The sequence below is a fragment of the Brevundimonas sp. BH3 genome (assembly GCF_045345115.1).
Classification (GTDB): Bacteria; Pseudomonadota; Alphaproteobacteria; order Caulobacterales; family Caulobacteraceae; genus Brevundimonas.
This window is the reverse complement of the sequence record NZ_CP150796.1, coordinates 716,431-734,003: the sequence shown is the minus strand read 5'-3', so window position 1 is coordinate 734,003 and position 17,573 is coordinate 716,431. Positions and strand designations below refer to the sequence as shown.

Here is a 17,573-nt window from a genome sequence, read left to right as displayed (position 1 = left end):
TACCCCCCTCATCATCCTATAGTGTCTTCATGCGGCGCAGTATCGACGACCTTCGATCTTTCTACGGAGACCCCAAGGGCGCTCTGGTGCGACGCATACTGGCCGCACAACTGACCGATGCGTGGGGCAATGCCGATAATTGCGATGTTCTGGGCATTGGCTACGCAACCCCTTGGCTGGGCGACTTTACCGGTGCGCGCCGCGTTATCGCCGCCATGCCGGGCGGTCAGGGCGCAGAACCTTGGGTAGCGGCAGCCCGCAATCGCACGGTTCTGGTCGATGACCGCGCCCTGCCCTTTGCCTCGGGCCTTTTCGACCGCATCCTTCTGGTCCACGCTCTCGAAGAAGCCGATGATCCGCAGGCCTTGCTGAATGAAGCCAGCCGTCTTTTGTCTCCCTCGGGTCGCATAATCATTGTCATCGCCGCCCGCGGAGGTCTTTGGGCCAGAACCGAAACCACCCCCTTTGGCCACGGTCGCCCCTTTTCGCGCCGCCAGATGGAAAATCTGATCCGAAGCGCAGGGCTTGAACCAAGGGCGTGGTCTCAGGCTCTTTATGTCCCCCCGTGGCAACCGATACTGCCCTTCTCGGACGGTATCGAACAGTTCGGGCGCATCCTTTTTCCTGGTACTGCCGGACTGCTCCTGATGGAGGCAGGTCGCCGGACCTATGCCCGCCCCACCGTACGCGGTGCCCGCAGCATTATGGCCCCCGTCCCGGCCCTCAATCCAGCCTCGACACGGGCCTCATTATCCCCGACATCGGCTTTATCGGGACATGCGACCACAAGCGATCTGGCCGAAAGACGCAAACCCCTCTATGGGGGGCCGCCATGCACCGACTAATTCTGATGCGTCACGCTGAGGCCGATGCCCGTACGCCGCAAGGCGGCGGCGATATTGATCGTCCCTTATCGGTACGCGGACGCGCCGAAGCCGCTGCCATGGGTCGCGCTCTGGCGGCGCGCGGCTTCAAACCGGACCTTGCGCTTGTATCTGCGGCCACCCGCACCCAGCAGACATGGCAGCAAGTCAGCGAGACCTTCGGTGAGGTCCCCCTCCAGATCATCGAGCATCTTTATGATGCTGACGCCTCGACCCTGCGCGCCGAGGTCGAGATCAACGAGGACCAAAGCGGTTGCGTGCTGGTTCTGGCCCACAATCCCGGCATTCACCAGCTGGCCGTCGACTATCTGGTCGAAAGCGCCGCCTCGAACGCCATCCTCGAAAAATTCTCCGGCGGTTTCCCGACCGCCAGCTGCGCCATCTTCAGTGTCGATGCCGCCGGTCGTCCGACCTTCGAGGGCTGGCTGACCCCGTCGGCGCTCTAAAGTTTTCTGTGCGAAAGTCCCGCCATGCGCCCCGATGTGGCTTATAAAATCCTGTCCGCTGCTGACTGGTGCCTATTACTGGCCGAGGGCCACTATGAAGGCTCGGCGGTCGATCTGGCCGACGGCTATATCCACATGTCCACCAAAGACCAGCTGGAACAGACCGCCGCCAAACACTATGCGGGTCTGAACGATCTGATGCTGGTCGAGGTGGCCCTGCCGCCTCTGGGCAACACCCTTGTATGGGAACCCTCGCGCGGCGGGGCATTGTTCCCGCACATCTATGGTCCCCTGCCCGCCTCGGCTTGCGTCAAAGCCACCCCTATGGCCGTCACCCAAGACGGCCGGATCATCCTGTCCTGATTGTTTCGAGCCGCACCATGTCCCTGACCAGCCTTGGCACCGCCCTGTTCCGCCAGCTCGATCCAGAGACCGCCCACCGTGCGGCTGTGCAGGCGGCCCGCCTGTTCCCCCTTCCCGCGCCCAAGGCCGATGATCCGGCCCTGAAGGTTACGATTGCGGGCCTCAGCTTCCCCAATCCGGTCAGTCTGGCCGCAGGGCTCGACAAGAATGGCGAGGCCCTGCACGGACTGGCCAAACTGGGCTTTGGCGCTGTGGAATGCGGCTCGGTGACGCCCAAGGCCCAGTCCGGCAATCCCAAACCGCGCCTGTTCCGCCTCAACGAAGACGAAGCGGTCATCAACCGCATGGGCTTCAACAACGAAGGCCTCGAGCCGTTCGCAGCCCGCCTGAAGGATCGCCCGCGCAATGTATCGATCGGGGCCAATCTGGGGGCCAACAAGGACACCGAGGACAAGGCCGCCGACTATGTGACGGGCCTACAGCGCCTTGCGGGTCTGGCCGACTATTTCACCATCAACATCTCGTCGCCCAACACGCCGGGCCTTCGTGCCCTGCAAGGCCGTGAGGCGCTGGATGATCTTCTGGGCCGCATCAATGCCGCCCGCCCGCAAGACGGTGCGCCGGTCTTTCTGAAGATCGCTCCCGATCTGGTCGGCGAGGAAATCGGCATGATTGTCGAGGCCTCACTGGCCCACAAGATCGACGCCCTGATCGTTTCCAACACCACGTTGGAGCGCCCCGCCCATCTGAAATCGACCTTCAAAGGCGAGGCAGGCGGTTTGTCGGGTGCGCCGGTCAAACCCTTTGCCCGCCGCGCCCTGCAAGCCGCCGCCGAGGCCTCGCAGGGCCGCCTGCCCCTGATCGCCGTCGGCGGTATCGACAGCGGTGCCGAGGCCTATGAGCGTATTCGCATGGGCGCATCCGCCATCCAGCTTTATTCGGCTCTGGTATTCAAAGGTCCGGCTCTGGTGGGCGAGATCAAACGCGACCTGCTGGCTCGTCTGCGTGCGGACGGTTTTAACACGTTGAGTGACGCAATATCGACGTTACGTTGACAGTCCATTAGGGCTCGTCGCCCATAATCGCGTTTAATAATGCTACCCAAGGTAGCAAGAACGTCAACGCGCGTGGGGAAACATATGGCCGAGGCCGTGCAAACAGCGCAAACGCACGCGACGGGCTGGGCGACAGCGATGGCTGCACGCCACAGGACGGTAACACACCGCATCGCTGCGGCGGTGGCTTCGGCTGTGGTCATGGCACCTATTATCGGCGTCACCACCATTCTGGCCTGGGTCTGCTGCTATATGTTGATCATCGGGCTGGAACGGACGGTTGTCCGCGTTTCCAGCGCTACAGATGAACATGGTCCGCGCGGCCTGCAGGGTTTTCTCTACGACGCCATCCTGTTCACATCGGTCCTCACCTTTGCCTGGGTCACCATTCCGTTATGGTTTGTCGCGGGAATCTATGGCGGACTATGTGCCTGTATCTATCTGGGCGCGGGCATGGTCCAGTCGATCATCAACGGGGCCGGTTCTCTTCGGATTACGCTGCTCACCACGACACCGACGGCTGTGGCCATTCTGGCCACGCCGTTCATGCTGCAACAAATGGGGGCCACGACCAACGAGATCGTAGCCATCACCATGGCTTGTCTGGTGTTTCTGGGAATCTGTCTGGGGGCGGCCCAGCGCCTTTACCGTTCCGACCATGACCAGCGCATCGCCTATGCTCTGGCCGAGAGCAAGCGCGCCGAGGCCGAGGCTGCTGTTGCCGCGCGTACAGCCTTTCTATCCACCATCGCCCATGACCTGCGCACCCCGATCACCGCCATTCTGACGGGGGCCGATACCTTGCGGGACACAGCCCTGCCGCAAGCCCGCGAAGAGCTGGTTATGATCGGTGATGCCGGGCGAATGATGAACAGCCTGCTCAACGACCTTCTGGATCAGGCCCGCATAGATGCCGGTCGCCTGACCCTGAATGAACAGGCCTTCGACCTGCGCCGCATGCTGACCCAGACCGCGCGCCTGTGGCAGGATCCGATCCGCGCCAAGGGTTTGCAACTGCATCAGGACATTCCGCAAGACCTACCCGTCGCCCTGCTGGGGGACGAGGTCCGCCTGCGTCAGGTCCTCAACAACCTGATGTCCAATGCGCTGAAATTCACATCAAACGGGGCCATCACCCTACGCTGCCGCTGCTGGGTGGACGATGACGACAACCATGCCCTGACTCTGGAGGTCGAGGACACCGGACACGGCATGCAGGACAGCCAGCTGGCCCGTCTGTTCACCCCGTTTGACCAGACCGCAAACGATATTACCGCCCAGTATGGCGGCTCAGGTCTTGGCCTGTCGATCTGCCGAGATCTGGTTCGCCTGATGGATGGCCGCCTGACCACCCGCAGCCAGCCGGACAAGGGCAGCATTTTCACCGTCGCCCTTACGCTCGAACCGGCCGAGGCCAGCGCTGTCGGCGCGGTTCCAGCGGCCCTGAACCTGCCCTTCATTCCCGCTGTGACTACGGCTGAACCCGACCTCATCCCGGATATCCCTCCAGTCACAATCACGCCCTCGGTCGCCGAGCCATCCACCGGCTATATAGCTCCCCCCGTTATTAACGAGACGACAGAGCACGCAGAAGCTCAAGATGGCGAAGTCCCCGAAGACGCTCCTTTGCGCATTCTTATCGTCGATGACCACGAGATAAACCGGCGGGCCATCCAGCTGATCCTGCAAAGCTTTGACTGTCATATCTCTATGGCCGTCGACGGGCGCTCGGCGCTCGACATCTGTGCCCATTCGACATTTGACGTCATCTTTATGGATGTCCGCATGCCCGAACTGGACGGTCGTGAAACCACACGTCGACTGCGTAAGAGCGGCGGACCAAACGCCTCGACACCCGTTATTGCCGTGACCGCCGACAACGCCCCCGAAGACCAGCTGGCCTGTTCAGCAGCGGGTATGACAGCCTATCTGGCCAAACCCCTGACCCCCGCCAGCCTGATTGCCGTCCTGCAAGCCACGCTGGAACAGGCCGCCGCCCAGGCCGCGTCGCAAAACGCCGCCTGATACGCAAACAAAAAGAGCGCCCCGAACAGGGCGCTCTTTTCTCACAGGCAAAAGTCTGTGTTTACAGCTGTTCGATCAGGTATTCGGCTGCCGAGACTTTGAACTCGCCACCCTGTTCGACATTCAGCTTCTCGACCACACCGTCCTTGACCAGCATGGAATAGCGCTGCGAGCGCACGCCCATACCAAAGCCCGACGCATCCATTTCCAGACCGATGGCCTTGGTAAAGGCTCCATTGCCGTCGGCCAGCATGACGATGTCGTCATTACCGTTCAGGTCGTTGGCCTCGGCCCATGCGCCCATAACAAAGGCGTCGTTCACCGACACACAGGCTACAGCGTCCACGCCCTTGTCGGTCAGGGTCGCCAGATTGTCCTTATAGCCCGGCAGGTGGCGCGCCGAGCAGGTCGGGGTAAAGGCACCCGGAACAGCAAACAGGGCCACGGTACGGCCCTTGAAGAAGTCCTGCGTCGACACCGGACGCGGCCCATCGGCCGTCATCTGGGTCAGGTTGGCCTCGGGCAGGCGCTCGCCGGTCTTGATGGTCATGGGGTTTCCTCCAGACACCGCAGCCGGCACATCCGGATAACGGTTCGCCCTGAACATAGTGCAGCCGCCTGCGCCGCCAAGCCCGTATCGCGTAAAAACACACCGAGGCTTTGTTTATTCTGTAAAGCCTCGCCCCTTGCGTCCGCCCCCTGCACACCCGACTATAGAACTATGAGCGCAGCCCCCACCTCCGACCTGCACCCTACCGAATGGCCCTCTCTGGCGGGGCGTCTTCTGGTCGCTATGCCCGGCATTGATGACGAACGGTTCGAATATGCGGTCATTCTGGTCTGCACCCATGATGACAACCACGCCATGGGCGTGCGTCTGGACCTGCCCGCCCCCGGAGTGGATCTGGCCTTTGTGCTGGACTCGTTGAACGTTTCACATCACGGGGCCACGGGCCGACCGGTACTGATGGGAGGGCCGGTCGAACCCGAGCGCGGCTTTGTGCTGCACACCGACGACTGGCTCAGTGACGAGACCAGCCTGCGAATCCACGGCGGTATGGCTATCACCGGCACCCGCGATGCGTTGTCGGCTATGGGCGAGATTACCGGACCGGCCCGATCTGCCCTTATTCTGGGCTATGCCGGATGGGACGAAGGACAGCTGGAAGAAGAACTCAGCGAGAATATCTGGCTGACACTGGATGCCGATACCGATCTCATCTTCGATGAAAACTATACGGACAAATGGAGTCGCGCCCTTGCCCTGCTGGGCGTGGATGCCGCCAATCTGTCATCTCACGGTGGCAACGCCTGACGCCTCTGCGCCTCAGCTTCTCGCCTTGATCGGCGCAGCCCCGTCGGCCAATGATTCATTAAGATAGACCTCGGCTTCCTGCGCCGGCAAGGCGGGCGCATAGCCAAAGCCCTGCCCATAATGGCAGCCGTCCTGAACCAGAAGATAGGCCAGACCGGCATTTTCCACGCCCTCGGCCACCACTTCCAGTGACAGGTCGCGCCCCAGATTGACAATCGAGCGCACGATCTTGGCCGAACCTTCGTCCTTATCCATCGTCAGAACGAAATAGCGGTCAATCTTCAGCGTATCGAACGGCAGACGCGCCAGATAGGACAGGGACGAGAAGCCGGTGCCGAAATCGTCCAGCGCCAGAGACGCCCCGACCTCGCGCAGCGAAGCCAGAATATCGGCCGCCTTGACCGGATCGCGCATGATGTCGCTCTCGGTCACCTCCAGCTTCAGTGCCCCCTTGGGCAGGCCTACCGTGCCGATAATCTCGGCAACATCATCCACCAGATGCGGACGTTCGATCTCGCCCACAGACAGGTTCACACTACAGAAAAGATTGCCCGCGGCCGGATGCCGCCCCAGCCATTCTGCCAGTTGGCGTGAAGCCTGGCGCATCATCACCAGACCCAGTTCTCCCATCAGGCCCATTTCCTGGGCCAGCGACAGGAACTCGTCCGGCGGTACCAGTCCGCGCACAGGATGCCGCCAGCGGGCCAGCGCCTCGAAACCGGCCACCGCCCCCGTCGACAGATTCACAATCGGCTGGAAGAAGGGCTCGATCTCGCCCCGGCTAAAGGCATTTCGCAGCTCGCTTTCAAGCGCCAGCCGCGACAGGCTGTCATTTTCCAGCGCACGGCCATAGGCCGCCACCCCGCCCCGCCCGGCCGCCTTGGCCCGCTCCAGCGCCAGAGACGCCCGACGCAGCAACTCGCCCGCCGCTGGTGCATCCTGCCCGCCCTCGGCGGTCACTGCCCCGATCGCCACAGTCGGATAAATATCATACCCCGCCACCGACAAAGGCAGTTCCAGCGCCTCGCGCACCTTTTCGGCTGTGGTATTGCCCGCCAGACGGTCGCGGCTCACAAAAACGGCAAACTCGTCCTCTCCGACGCGCGCCGGTGCCGCCTCGCTGGGGAAGGCCGCTGACAGCCGCGAACCCAGTGTCGACAAAACCAGATCGGCCCGTTCCGGCCCCAAAGCTTCGTTCAGACGTTTCAGACGATCCAGATCGGCGATCACCATCTCGTACTCGCCGGGCACTTTCAGAATTTCGGTTACACGGCCCAGAAAACTATAGCGATCCAGAAGCTGGGTCAGACCGCAGCGGGACGTGCTCGCTACATGCCGTTCCAGCGTCACAATACCGGCTGCCCTCAGCCCGTCCTCCAGCCATATGCCGCGCCACAGGCACATATCACCGCCACGCATCCGCAAGCGCACCGAAATCTCGGCACCCTCCTCGCGCGGTTTGAGGAAACGTTCGGCCAGTGCCCTGTCCTGCGGCAGGGTCATGGCCACAAAGGTTGCCGCCGAACACTCCGGTGCAAGCGGTCCCAGCCCCAGAGACGGCGTCGCCCCGTTAAAGCTGATGCTGTCCTGCGCCGGCATCCACACCCATAGCGCCGTATCCGCTGCCGCCAGAGCTTCAAGCGCCATCGTCGGATCCCAGCGCGTGGACAGCGCCCCCGATCCTTTCATAGATCCACCCAGTGATCGGGTTTGGTTGCTCAAAATGGCCTCACAGGGTGCACTCCGGCAGATTCCGCCCCCCAAGGTCGGACTCCAGAACGGCAAACAAAAGATGGTCTGCCCAAACCCCGTTAATTTTCAAATAAGCTTTTGCCGTTCCCTCATGACGAAAACCGGCCTTTTGCAAAACACGCTTCGAAGCATGGTTATGCGGCACGCAGGCCGCCTCGACACGATGCAGGACGAGGCTGTCAAATGCAAAGTCCAACATGGTCCGCACCGCTGCGGTCCCGCGCCCTTCCCCTGCATAGGGGCGGCCGATCCAGTATCCCAGCGTCCCTGTCTCGGCCACACCGCGACGGATATTGGAAAGGGTAATCGCGCCGACCAGCGCACCGGTCATCTTGTCCATCACGAAAAACGGGTAAGCGCTACCCATCTCCATTTCACGATCATAGATAGACAGGCGACGTTTGAAAGCGGCCCGACCGAGATCATCTGCGCCCCAAGCCGGTTCCCAAGGTTGCAGATAATCCCGCGACGCCTCGCGCAGTTCCGACCACTCGCGATAGTCCGAGGCTCGCGGTGCACGCAAAATCACATCCGGTCCATGCAGAACCGGCCCGTCATTTGCAGATTTCCAGTCAAACAGGGCCATCGCACCCTTTTTTACGCCCTTATGAGGCTCTCGCGAAGAGCGAAGTCTCAACTTGCATGGGCGCTGATTGTGGATGCAAAGGCTTTTGCCGCCTTGATCGCCGATTTTGGTCCCAGAACCGCCGACGCTGTGCGCCCGTCCGCCAGCAGAGCCTGACCAAAACGGCGCATGTCGTCTGCGGTTACAGCTTCCAGCGAATCGACCAGGGTTTGCGATGCCACAGGCGCACCGTAAACCAGCGCCTGCGTGGCATGACAGGCCGAGCGGTTGGCCGCGCTTTCGTCAGCCATCCATAGCCCTGCGGCCATCACGGCCTTGGCCCGTTGCAGTTCGGCCTCGGTCGGACCACCTGTCGCCAGTTCCACCACCTGTTCGGCACAGACCTGCGCCAGTTCCTGCGACCGCTCGGCGGCGGCCCCGGCATAGATACCGATCAGACCAATATCGTCATACGGTTCCATATAGGCGTCGATGGCATAGGCCAGACCGCGCTCCTCGCGGGCCGACTGGAACAGGCGCGATGCCATGCCCCCGCCCAGAATTTCAGTAAACAGCCGCGCCACAGGCATGTCCGGTGAACGGGCATCGGGGCCGACCATCTGGAATACCAGATTGGCCTGCTCGATCTTACGGGCCATGCGGGCCTCGCCCCCGATAAACTCGGCTGCGTCAACCGTTGGAGCCGCTGTCGCTTTCGCCGTGCCGAACCATTGCTCGGCCAGCTTCAGAAACTCATCCTCGTCCACACCGCCCGAGATCGACACCACCATGCGATCCGGTGAATACAGCGCCGCCCGCCATTGCGAGATCATCTCGCGGGTCACCGGCTTCAGACTCTCGACAGAACCCAGAATAGGCCGCCCCAGCGACTGGTCGAAAAAGGCCGTGGCCTGCGCCATTTCGAAAACATGGTCGTCGGGCGTATCGAAGGCTTCGGCGATTTCCTGTGCGACCACGTCCTTCTCGCGCACGATCTCGGCCGGATCCAGCGTCGGTTGGAACACCAGATCCGATAACACCTGCATGGACAGACCCAACGAGCCCTCCACACCGCGCACATCGAAACTGGTACGCTCATAGCCGGTGGACGCATTGATCGACCCGCCGGTCGCCTCGATCCGTTCGACAATCTCTCGCGCGCCCATATCGCCCGCACCCTTGAAGACCAGATGCTCCAGAAAGTGCGACCAGCCCGACTGGGCCTCGCTTTCCATACGCGCTCCGCCTGCGACGGCAACATTCAGGGCAAAGGTGCGACGGCCGGCCAGCGGGTCGCAAATCAGTCTTACGCCGTTGGACAGCGTGTGCAGGCGAACAGTCAGGGGGTATTTCCTTGCAGATCGGCCGGTCGCATCAGGCGACGGCGCAGCAGACCTATATAGACACCGATCAGCACAAGGGCGAGGCCGAACCACGTCGCGGCATATCCGGCGTGGTTATTGCTGAAAGCGGCAGGCGGCACTGAAGGATGCAGACCCTCGACCTCGGGATTGATCGGAGTGGCGGCATAGACCAACCAGCTTGATACCGGCCCCGTCACGCCCAGCGCCTTGGCCATGGCCTGATTGTCACGACCATAGAACAGACGCCCCTCTGGTGGCGGTGTCATGCTCGACGGCTTGGAGACAGAACGCACCACGCCGGTAAAGGCCAATGGCATGGCCGCATCCGTCCGCTCGGCAGGGCGTGCCTCCATGCCCTCGGCGATAAAGCCGCGATCCACCATGATTGTCGTGCCATCTTCCAGCGGACAGGCCGAAACCAGTCGATATCCGGGCTGGCCCTCCTCGATCGAGCGCAGGGTCACAAACGGAGCAGTGTTCAGCCCGCGACACATCATCAGCACTTTGCGGAACTCGGGAGCCTGCGAGTCTAGAACGTCATCGACCGGAGCCGGTGCCATCTGCTCGGAGCGGGCCGACGCCGCCAGCAGCCCCTCCTTCCATTGCAGGCGCTGCACCTGCCACACGCCTAGAGCGATCAGGATGGCCAGCATGGCCACCGTCAGCACGGTCAGCACAACAGGAAAGCGTTTCTGGCTCATGAATAGATAGCCCCTCAATCGTCCGCGCGGCATCGCAACAGGTTCAGCGCCGTCATCAACCCCTTTCCCGGTCGCATCAAGCCCACAGCCACCACAATCACCAGCGGCAGCCAGAAAACCAGATTGACCCACAGGGGCGGGCGATAGGCCAGATTGAACGCCACAGCCGACATGCCCACCGTTATGCCGGTGATCTGCATGATGAAGGTGGCCGCGCCGTCGCCCGTCTCGACCTTGCCCAAGGCAAAGCCACATGCCGTACACGTCTCGCGCACCTTCAGCCAACCGCTGAACAACGGCCCGCCACCGCATTGGGGACACAGACCGCGCACACCGGCCCACACGGCAGTACGCCCCCGCAAGATCGGCTTATCGGTCATCCGGCTCACCTATAAAAAACGGCGCGGAACCAAAGCTCCGCGCCGTCTCTAGGTATCAGACTGTTGTCTGCCTATCAGCCGTAAACGACATACATGAAGGCAAACAGGAACAGCCAGACCACGTCCACAAAGTGCCAGTACCAGGCCGCCGCTTCAAAGCCGAAATGCTTCTCCGGCGACATCTGGCCCAGATACAGGCGCAGCAGGCAGACAGCCAGGAAGATGGTACCGACGGCAACGTGGAAGCCGTGGAAGCCGGTGATGAGGAAGAACATCGAACCGTACAGGCCCGAATTCATCGCCGTTTCATTGAAGAACAGCTTGGCGTGGATGATGTGGTAATATTCATAGGCTTGGACGCCCGAGAAGATCAGACCCAGAGCCACCGTGATCCACAGGGCCAGCTTGGCACCGTCACGGTCGTTCTTGATGATGGCGTGGTGCGCCCAGGTCACCGTCGTGCCCGACAGCAGCAGGATCACGGTGTTCAGCAGCGGCAGGGACCACGGGTCCAGCAGCTCGACGCCCTTGGGCGGCCAGGTCGCCCAAGCAGCACCCGTCTCGGCCCAGTTGCCGATTTCCGGAATCAGGGTGCGGGCCTCGTTGAAGATGGCCATATCGAAGAACACCCAGAAGAAGCTGACGAACAGCATCACTTCCGAAGCGATGAACATGATCATGCCATAACGCAGCCCCAGTTGGACGACCGGTGTATGGTCACCCTTCTGGCTTTCACGGATGACATCACGCCACCAGCCGAACATGCAGAAAAGAACACCGGCCAGACCGGCGAAGAACATCCATTTGGTGCCTTCCGGCAGGCCAAACATGCCCTTCATCCAGACAACAGCCCCCGTCAACATGACCACGACGGTCATCGAGGTGGCCAGCGGCCAGGGGCTGGGGTCAACCAGGTGGTAGTCGTGTTGTGGTTTCGCGTGGGCCATTCCAGGGTCTCTGAATTAAGGCAAGAGTCGAGTTATGTGAGGCTATAGCGTTGCCGAATGGCGTTTGCCAATGCCTATTGGGCGGAAACCTCGGGATCAAAGCCCTTGGTTGGGTAAAAGGTATAACTCAGGGTTATTTCTTTCACGCCGCGCCCTTCACGGTCGGTCGCCAGTTCGGGGGCAATGAAATACTGGATCGGGAAAACCATCTCCGCCCCCGGAGCGATTTCCTGTCCCTCAAAACAGAAACATTGCAGCTTCTGGAAATAGGGTCCGGCCTTCAGTGGCACCACATTATAAGCTGCGGTGGCATGAAGCGTTTCGTTCGAGGTGTTCTTGACCTTGAAATAGGCCATGCCGGTTTCGCCAATCCGCACACGCTGGCTGATCTGCTCGGCCTCGAAAGTCATGGGCAGATTGCGCACATTGGTGTCGAAATGGATCATAACCGTTTGATCCAGCACCGTATCGGGGGCCTTTTCGGCCAGCATCACCGTGCCCCCAAAGCCCGTAACCTGGCAGAACAGACGATATAGCGGGACCGCCGCAAAGGCGGCTCCGACCATCGCCATCACGCCAAAAACACACAGAATAGCCACAAGGTTCTTGCGGTTCTGCGCCTTCGCAGCGCTCTGTTCAGTCATTTAGTTGGCCTCCGGTGCCACAACGCCAGCGGCCGTATTTTCCGCCGCCTCTTGCACCTTGCGGGCCTCGTTATTGGCATGCAGGCGCGAAACAGTGATCGCATAGACCGTGGCAATAAACAAAAGCAGGCCAAAGGCGATAGCGATATTGCGGCGTTTGCGGGCTTTCACCTGCTCGTCCGTCAGTTTGATGAACTCGGGCTGGCTCATGGGCATCAGACTCCAATGATCGGCAATTGTTCGACCAGAAGTGCCGAGAACAAAGCCATCAGATACAGGATAGAAAAAGCAAACAGGTTACGGGCCGGTTTGGCCTCCAGACGCACATCGTACAATGCGGCCTCTCGTCCTACCGCATCGGCCTTGTCGGGCTGGTCGCCCGCACGCGAACGCCACAGGCGCAAGGCCAGATAGAGGAAGAACAGCCCGCCCGTAATGGACACCACGCCATAGATCACGCCGCCGACACCCACAAATGTCGGCAAGATGGCCACCGGCACGAAAATCAGGGTGTAGATCAGGATTTGCAGACGGGTGGACTTGGCCCCGCGTGCGACCGGCATCATCGGAATACCGGCCTTGGCATAATCCCCCGTCGAATACAGGGCCAGCGCCCACGAATGCGGCGGGGTCCACAGGAAGATAATCAGGAACAGAAGCCACGCTTCCCAAGGTGCAGAACCGGTCGCTGCCGCCCAGCCGATCACTGGCGGAAAGGCACCGGCCGCTCCACCGATAACAATATTCTGCGGTGTGCGGCGCTTCAGCAGCATCGTGTAAAAGGCTGCATAGTAGACGATGGTCATGGCCAACAGGCCACCGGCCAGCCAGTTGGTCGTCATGCCCAGCAGCATGACCGAGAAGACCGACAGGATGACACCGAAACTCATGGCGTCATTCTTGCGGACACGGCCCGCCGCCACAGGGCGACCGCGTGTGCGGCGCATCAGGGCATCCGTCTCGCCCTCGATGGCCATGTTGAGGGCACCGGCAGCGCCCGCCCCCACAGCAATACAGATCACCGCCACCACGGCGTTCAGCAGGGACAAGTGCCCTTGGGCCGCAATCATTCCTGTCACCGCCGTAAAGACGACCAGTGACATGACGCGGGGTTTCAGCAGCTGGAAGAAGTCTTCAGGCTGGGCGGTCGTAACGATGGGAGCTTGGCGTTCGGTCATATTCATAAAAGGCGAAGGCCGCCCCTTCGGTATTCGAAAGGGCGGCCTCTCCGTTGTTATCCCTTGGAGAGGGATATTAGTGGTGATCGTCCGCTTTCACCACCGGCAGTTCATTAAACTGGTGGTAGGGCGGCGGCGAAGACAGGGTCCATTCCAGAGTGGTGGCACCTTCGCCCCACGGATTGGCCTCTGCCGGACGACGACGGATAGCGGCTTCGATCAACATGATCAGGAAGACGCCGACGCCAACGATGGTGATCAGATAACCCACCGACGAAACGTGGTTCCACAGGGTGTAGGCTTCCGGATAGTCGATATAACGACGCGGCATGCCTTGCAGACCCAGGAAGTGCTGCGGGAAGAAGATGATGTTCACACCGATGAACATGATCCAGAAATGCAGCTGGCCGAGGAACTCGTTGTACTTCACGCCGAACATCTTCTCGAACCAGTAGTAGAAACCGGCGAAGATCGAGAAGACGGCACCCAGCGACAGCACGTAGTGGAAGTGGGCGACGACGTAGTAGGTGTCGTGCAGCGAGTAGTCCATGCCGGCATTCGACAGCACCACACCGGTCACACCACCGACGGTGAACAGGAAGATGAAGCCGATAGCCCACAGCATCGGGGTCTTGAAGGTCAGCGAGCCGCCCCACATGGTGGCGATCCACGAGAAGATCTTAACACCGGTCGGCACCGCGATGATCATGGTCGCAGCCACGAAATAGGTGCGCAGCTCGATCGACATACCGACCGTATACATGTGGTGAGCCCACACGATGAAGCCGATGAAGCCGATGGCGACCATGGCGTAGGCCATGGCGAGGTAGCCGAAGATAGGCTTCTTCGAGAAGGTCGAGACGATGTGCGAGATCATGCCAAAGCCCGGCAGGATCATGATGTACACTTCAGGGTGACCGAAGAACCAGAACAGGTGCTGGTACATGACCGGATCACCGCCACCGGCCGGATCGAAGAACGACGTGCCGAAGTTACGGTCGGTCAGCAGCATGGTGATAGCACCCGCCAGAACCGGCAGCGACAGGAGCAGCAGGAAGGCGGTGATCAGCACGCCCCACGCAAACAGCGGCATGCGGTGCAGGGTCATACCCGGTGCGCGCATGTTGAAGATGGTGGTGATGAAGTTGATCGAGCCAAGGATCGACGAGATACCGGCAATGTGCAGCGAGAAGATCGCCATATCGAACGACGGACCGGTATGGCCCATGGTCGATAGCGGCGGATAGGCTGTCCAGCCGCCGCCAAAGCCACGTCCCGGACCACCGTCCACGAACATCGAGATCACCAGCAGGATAAAGGCCGCCACCAGCATCCAGAACGAGATGTTGTTCAGACGCGGAAAGGCCATATCCGGCGCACCGATCATGATCGGCGTGAAGTAGTTGGCAAAGCCACCCATGGTGGCCGGCATGACCACGAAGAACACCATGATCAGGGCGTGGGCCGTGACCGTGACGTTAAAGCCGTGCTTGGAGGCTTCCACGATCCCCAGTTGCTGGATGATCGTGCCTTCCTTGAACAGCTGGATGCCCGGCTCGGCCAGTTCCCAGCGGATCAGGCCCGACAGAGCGCCACCCACCAGACCGGTGAAGATAGCGAAGATAAGGTACAGAACGCCGATGTCTTTGTGGTTGGTCGAGAAGAACCAACGGGTAAAGAATCCCGGCACGTGATTGTCAGTTGCGCTAGCGCTAGCCATTTTAGGTCTGCTCTCGCTCTATTACTGGGCAGCCGGCGCGGCAGGCGCGGCAACAGGAGCCGCAGGTGCGGCGGTGGTCGGGGCCGGAACGGCAGCAGCATCAGCCGAAGCCTCCGCATCATCGATGACAGCAGCCGGAGCAGCGGCAGCGGCCGCCTCTTCTGCACCCGGCATAGAACCACCCTTGGTGGCCAGCCAGGCTTCGAACTCGGCTTGGGTCACAACATTGACCTGCAGCGGCATGAAGGCGTGATCAACACCGCACAGTTCCGAACACTGGCCATAATAGGTGCCGGTCTTTTCGGCTTTAAACCAGGTGTGGTTGGTACGGCCCGGAATGGCGTCGACCTTGATACCGAATGCCGGCAGGGCCACGGCGTGAATCACGTCCGAAGCGGTGATCAGCAGTTCGACAGTTGCACCCACTGGCACCACCATCGGCTCGTCAGCCGCCAGACGGTACAGTTGCTTGGTGGTCTTGTCTTCCGGCAGCATGTTCGAGATGTATTCCGGCACCTTGTGGTCCGGATACTCATAGGCCCAGTTCCACTGGTTGCCGGTGATCTTCACGCGTACATCCGGTTCCGGCATGTTCTCATAGGCGAACAGCAGACGGAACGAGAAGAAGGCGATCACAAACAGGATCAGGATCGGCACGACCGTCCAGATCACTTCAATCGTCGTATTGTGGCTCCACTTGGCCGCAACCGGGTTCGCGCGCTTGTTATAGCGCACCACGATCCACAACAGCAGGGCCAGCACCAGAACGCTGATACCGATACACATCGGCAGCAGCACATAGTTATGGAAGAAGGTGACTTCGTGCTTCAGCGGAGACGCGCTCTGCTGAAGGCCGATTGCCCCCGGGGTCGGCTGCCCCAAAAGTGCTTGCGCCCAAGTCGGCGCAGCGACGAATGCGCCAAGCGCAGCAGTGACGATCCCCGCCCCCATCCGCGTTATCGCTCGCGTGCCCATCCCCATTCGAGAAGTCCTCTTAATTCGTTCCGCAGCAGACATTTGCGATCCAATCGCAAACGCGCTGCAGCCCACAAAAACCGCAGCGTTTGAGGGGTCGTTATCGGATGAATAGCCTCGGGGCAAGCGGTCAGGACATTTCCACCTCACAAGGATTGGGGAAATGCATGATTAAAAGGTGTTCATGTTTAGGCAGGTACCTTGCTTCACAAGATACCTTGCGTTACCCCTTTGATCAGCAACCGAGGGAAGACCATGCCCGAAACCGTAGATATCCAACTCAAGAAGGGCGTTTTGGGGCTGTGCGTCCTGGCCCTGCTGGCCCGCACAGACAGTTACGCCTACGAAATCGCCTCAAGGTTGTCCGATGCCATCGGCATGGGCGAAGGCACGATTTATCCGCTGATGCGCCGGATGCAGAGCGACGGACTGGTGGAGACCTATCTGGTCGAATCATCCAGCGGCCCTTCGCGCAAATATTACCGCCTGACCGTTCGTGGCCACGAGGCCCTCAAGGCACAGGGCGCGGAATGGGAAAGCTTTGCCCGTTCCGTGGACCGGTTGCTGAACGAGGCAGCCCAGACTGACACTATCAATGCCGGCGCACCGGACCCCGTACTGGCCCTGACGGCCGTGGCCGGCGACGCCTCCGACAAGGGAGCTGAATAATGAACCGCAACGAGTTCCTCGCCCGCCTTCGCAAGGGCCTTGTCGGCCTGACCCAGGCCGCCGCTGATGACATCGTGGCCGACTACGAGGCCCATTTCGATGAAGGCCGCGCCGCCGGGCGCAGCGAACAGGACGTGGCCGCAGCTCTCGGTAACCCCGACCGCATCGCCCGCGAACTGAAAGCCGAAGCCGGTGCACAGGCATGGGCCCAGCAACCGACCGCCTCCAATGCCATGGGGGCCATCTTCGGCATTATCGGCCTCGGGGCCATCGACATCCTGATCCTGCTGCCGCTGGTCCTGCCGATCTTCGGCACGGTGATCGGCTTCCTGCTGGGCGGTGTCGGCGTCTTTATCGCCGGTGGCGCTGTCATGGTGGTCGGCCCATTTGCCGGTCTGCCAGGCGGAGCCTTTGCCGCCATCCTGATGGGCGTCGGCCTGATGGGTCTGGGCATCTTCATGATCGGCCTGATGGCCATCCTGATCAAATGGATGATCGACGCCACCATCTGGTACGCCCGCCTGCACTACCGCGTCATCAAACCTGCGCTCGAACCGGCCAAGGCCTGATCGCGCCCTAACGAAAGAAGA

19 protein-coding genes and 1 pseudogene are annotated in these 17,573 nt (G+C 61.0%); 8 read left to right on the top strand and 12 right to left on the bottom strand.

Annotated features, from left to right (window positions below; translation table 11 throughout):
- Nucleotides 1-29: 29 nt before the first annotated feature.
- From WEU32_RS03530 to WEU32_RS03510, 5 genes are all read left to right on the top strand, one after another.
- Nucleotides 30-845: a class I SAM-dependent methyltransferase gene (locus WEU32_RS03530; RefSeq protein ID WP_406852878.1), complete on the top strand. Its 816-nt coding sequence runs from the start codon at nt 30-32 to the stop codon at nt 843-845.
- Nucleotides 833-1,330, top strand: coding sequence for a SixA phosphatase family protein (locus WEU32_RS03525; RefSeq protein WP_406852877.1), 498 nt, complete (start codon nt 833-835; stop codon nt 1,328-1,330). Before WEU32_RS03530 ends, WEU32_RS03525 begins: the two co-directional genes overlap by 13 nt.
- 36 nt (nt 1,331-1,366) lie before the next feature.
- Nucleotides 1,367-1,693, top strand: coding sequence for a DUF952 domain-containing protein (locus WEU32_RS03520; RefSeq protein WP_406852876.1), 327 nt, complete (start codon nt 1,367-1,369; stop codon nt 1,691-1,693).
- A 17-nt stretch (nt 1,694-1,710) separates the two neighbouring features.
- Entirely contained in the window at nt 1,711-2,748 is a 1,038-nt protein-coding gene (locus WEU32_RS03515; protein WP_406852875.1) for a quinone-dependent dihydroorotate dehydrogenase, read from the top strand.
- 84 nt (nt 2,749-2,832) lie between these two features.
- Complete coding sequence (locus tag WEU32_RS03510; protein WP_406852874.1) at nt 2,833-4,773, top strand: ATP-binding protein; 1,941 nt, start codon at nt 2,833-2,835, stop codon at nt 4,771-4,773.
- A gap of 61 nt (nt 4,774-4,834) precedes the next feature.
- Here WEU32_RS03510 and WEU32_RS03505 read toward each other — a convergent pair whose 3' ends face one another.
- On the bottom strand, nt 4,835-5,323 hold the full coding sequence (locus WEU32_RS03505) for a peroxiredoxin (protein WP_312815525.1): 489 nt from the start codon (nt 5,321-5,323) through the stop codon (nt 4,835-4,837).
- Between the two features lie 171 nt (nt 5,324-5,494).
- On the opposite strand from WEU32_RS03505, the gene WEU32_RS03500 reads away from it, so the two are divergent.
- Entirely contained in the window at nt 5,495-6,088 is a 594-nt protein-coding gene (locus WEU32_RS03500; RefSeq protein WP_312135213.1) for a YqgE/AlgH family protein, read from the top strand.
- A 12-nt stretch (nt 6,089-6,100) separates the two neighbouring features.
- Here the strand turns inward: WEU32_RS03500 and WEU32_RS03495 are convergent, their stop codons facing one another.
- The 11 genes from WEU32_RS03495 to coxB form a co-directional block, all read right to left on the bottom strand.
- Entirely contained in the window at nt 6,101-7,777 is a 1,677-nt protein-coding gene (locus WEU32_RS03495) for a bifunctional diguanylate cyclase/phosphodiesterase (protein ID WP_312815730.1), read from the bottom strand.
- 40 nt (nt 7,778-7,817) lie between these two features.
- Nucleotides 7,818-8,426, bottom strand: coding sequence for a GNAT family protein (locus WEU32_RS03490; protein ID WP_312135211.1), 609 nt, complete (start codon nt 8,424-8,426; stop codon nt 7,818-7,820).
- 47 nt (nt 8,427-8,473) lie between these two features.
- The gene (locus tag WEU32_RS03485; RefSeq protein WP_406852873.1) at nt 8,474-9,640 is read right to left on the bottom strand and encodes a M16 family metallopeptidase; all 1,167 of its coding nucleotides are present in this window, start codon (nt 9,638-9,640) and stop codon (nt 8,474-8,476) included.
- A 104-nt stretch (nt 9,641-9,744) separates the two neighbouring features.
- A complete protein-coding gene (locus WEU32_RS03480; protein ID WP_406852872.1) occupies nt 9,745-10,470 on the bottom strand; it encodes an SURF1 family protein in 726 nt (241 codons plus the stop codon).
- A 14-nt stretch (nt 10,471-10,484) separates the two neighbouring features.
- Complete coding sequence (locus WEU32_RS03475) at nt 10,485-10,850, bottom strand: DUF983 domain-containing protein (protein ID WP_312135207.1); 366 nt, start codon at nt 10,848-10,850, stop codon at nt 10,485-10,487.
- Between the two features lie 74 nt (nt 10,851-10,924).
- Nucleotides 10,925-11,797: a cytochrome c oxidase subunit 3 gene (locus WEU32_RS03470; protein ID WP_312135205.1), complete on the bottom strand. Its 873-nt coding sequence runs from the start codon at nt 11,795-11,797 to the stop codon at nt 10,925-10,927.
- Nucleotides 11,798-11,871: 74 nt separating this feature from the next.
- Nucleotides 11,872-12,441, bottom strand: a complete 570-nt coding sequence (locus WEU32_RS03465; RefSeq protein WP_312815520.1) for a cytochrome c oxidase assembly protein — start codon at nt 12,439-12,441, stop codon at nt 11,872-11,874.
- Complete coding sequence (locus tag WEU32_RS03460; RefSeq protein ID WP_312135201.1) at nt 12,442-12,651, bottom strand: hypothetical protein; 210 nt, start codon at nt 12,649-12,651, stop codon at nt 12,442-12,444.
- 5 nt (nt 12,652-12,656) lie between these two features.
- Nucleotides 12,657-13,625 carry a heme o synthase gene (locus WEU32_RS03455; protein ID WP_312135199.1) on the bottom strand — a complete coding sequence of 323 codons (969 nt, stop codon included), beginning with the start codon at nt 13,623-13,625 and terminating at the stop codon, nt 12,657-12,659.
- 70 nt (nt 13,626-13,695) lie between these two features.
- Nucleotides 13,696-15,339, bottom strand: a complete 1,644-nt coding sequence (ctaD, locus tag WEU32_RS03450) for a cytochrome c oxidase subunit I (RefSeq protein ID WP_312135197.1) — start codon at nt 15,337-15,339, stop codon at nt 13,696-13,698.
- Nucleotides 15,340-15,360: 21 nt separating this feature from the next.
- The gene (gene coxB / locus WEU32_RS03445; protein ID WP_406852871.1) at nt 15,361-16,320 is read right to left on the bottom strand and encodes a cytochrome c oxidase subunit II; all 960 of its coding nucleotides are present in this window, start codon (nt 16,318-16,320) and stop codon (nt 15,361-15,363) included.
- A 249-nt stretch (nt 16,321-16,569) separates the two neighbouring features.
- Here coxB and WEU32_RS03440 point away from each other — a divergent pair.
- Both WEU32_RS03440 and WEU32_RS03435 read left to right on the top strand, forming a co-directional pair.
- Nucleotides 16,570-16,893: pseudogene (locus WEU32_RS03440) on the top strand (PadR family transcriptional regulator); the annotation flags it as partial.
- Between the two features lie 89 nt (nt 16,894-16,982).
- The gene (locus WEU32_RS03435) at nt 16,983-17,552 is read left to right on the top strand and encodes an HAAS signaling domain-containing protein (protein WP_312815513.1); all 570 of its coding nucleotides are present in this window, start codon (nt 16,983-16,985) and stop codon (nt 17,550-17,552) included.
- Nucleotides 17,553-17,573: the final 21 nt, after the last annotated feature.

Coding starts and splice junctions, on each gene's coding strand:
- WEU32_RS03530 (WP_406852878.1), top strand. CDS start 30: ATGCGGCGCAGTATCGACGACCTTCGATCTTTCTACGGAGACCCCAAG.
- WEU32_RS03525 (WP_406852877.1), top strand. CDS start 833: ATGCACCGACTAATTCTGATGCGTCACGCTGAGGCCGATGCCCGTACG.
- WEU32_RS03515 (WP_406852875.1), top strand. CDS start 1,711: ATGTCCCTGACCAGCCTTGGCACCGCCCTGTTCCGCCAGCTCGATCCA.
- WEU32_RS03510 (WP_406852874.1), top strand. CDS start 2,833: ATGGCCGAGGCCGTGCAAACAGCGCAAACGCACGCGACGGGCTGGGCG.
- WEU32_RS03505 (WP_312815525.1), bottom strand. CDS start 5,323: ATGACCATCAAGACCGGCGAGCGCCTGCCCGAGGCCAACCTGACCCAG.
- WEU32_RS03500 (WP_312135213.1), top strand. CDS start 5,495: ATGAGCGCAGCCCCCACCTCCGACCTGCACCCTACCGAATGGCCCTCT.
- WEU32_RS03495 (WP_312815730.1), bottom strand. CDS start 7,777: ATGAAAGGATCGGGGGCGCTGTCCACGCGCTGGGATCCGACGATGGCG.
- WEU32_RS03490 (WP_312135211.1), bottom strand. CDS start 8,426: ATGGCCCTGTTTGACTGGAAATCTGCAAATGACGGGCCGGTTCTGCAT.
- WEU32_RS03485 (WP_406852873.1), bottom strand. CDS start 9,640: ATGGAAAGCGAGGCCCAGTCGGGCTGGTCGCACTTTCTGGAGCATCTG.
- WEU32_RS03480 (WP_406852872.1), bottom strand. CDS start 10,470: ATGAGCCAGAAACGCTTTCCTGTTGTGCTGACCGTGCTGACGGTGGCC.
- WEU32_RS03475 (WP_312135207.1), bottom strand. CDS start 10,850: ATGACCGATAAGCCGATCTTGCGGGGGCGTACTGCCGTGTGGGCCGGT.
- WEU32_RS03470 (WP_312135205.1), bottom strand. CDS start 11,797: ATGGCCCACGCGAAACCACAACACGACTACCACCTGGTTGACCCCAGC.
- WEU32_RS03465 (WP_312815520.1), bottom strand. CDS start 12,441: ATGACTGAACAGAGCGCTGCGAAGGCGCAGAACCGCAAGAACCTTGTG.
- WEU32_RS03460 (WP_312135201.1), bottom strand. CDS start 12,651: ATGAGCCAGCCCGAGTTCATCAAACTGACGGACGAGCAGGTGAAAGCC.
- WEU32_RS03455 (WP_312135199.1), bottom strand. CDS start 13,625: ATGAATATGACCGAACGCCAAGCTCCCATCGTTACGACCGCCCAGCCT.
- ctaD (WP_312135197.1), bottom strand. CDS start 15,339: ATGGCTAGCGCTAGCGCAACTGACAATCACGTGCCGGGATTCTTTACC.
- coxB (WP_406852871.1), bottom strand. CDS start 16,320: ATGGGGATGGGCACGCGAGCGATAACGCGGATGGGGGCGGGGATCGTC.
- WEU32_RS03435 (WP_312815513.1), top strand. CDS start 16,983: ATGAACCGCAACGAGTTCCTCGCCCGCCTTCGCAAGGGCCTTGTCGGC.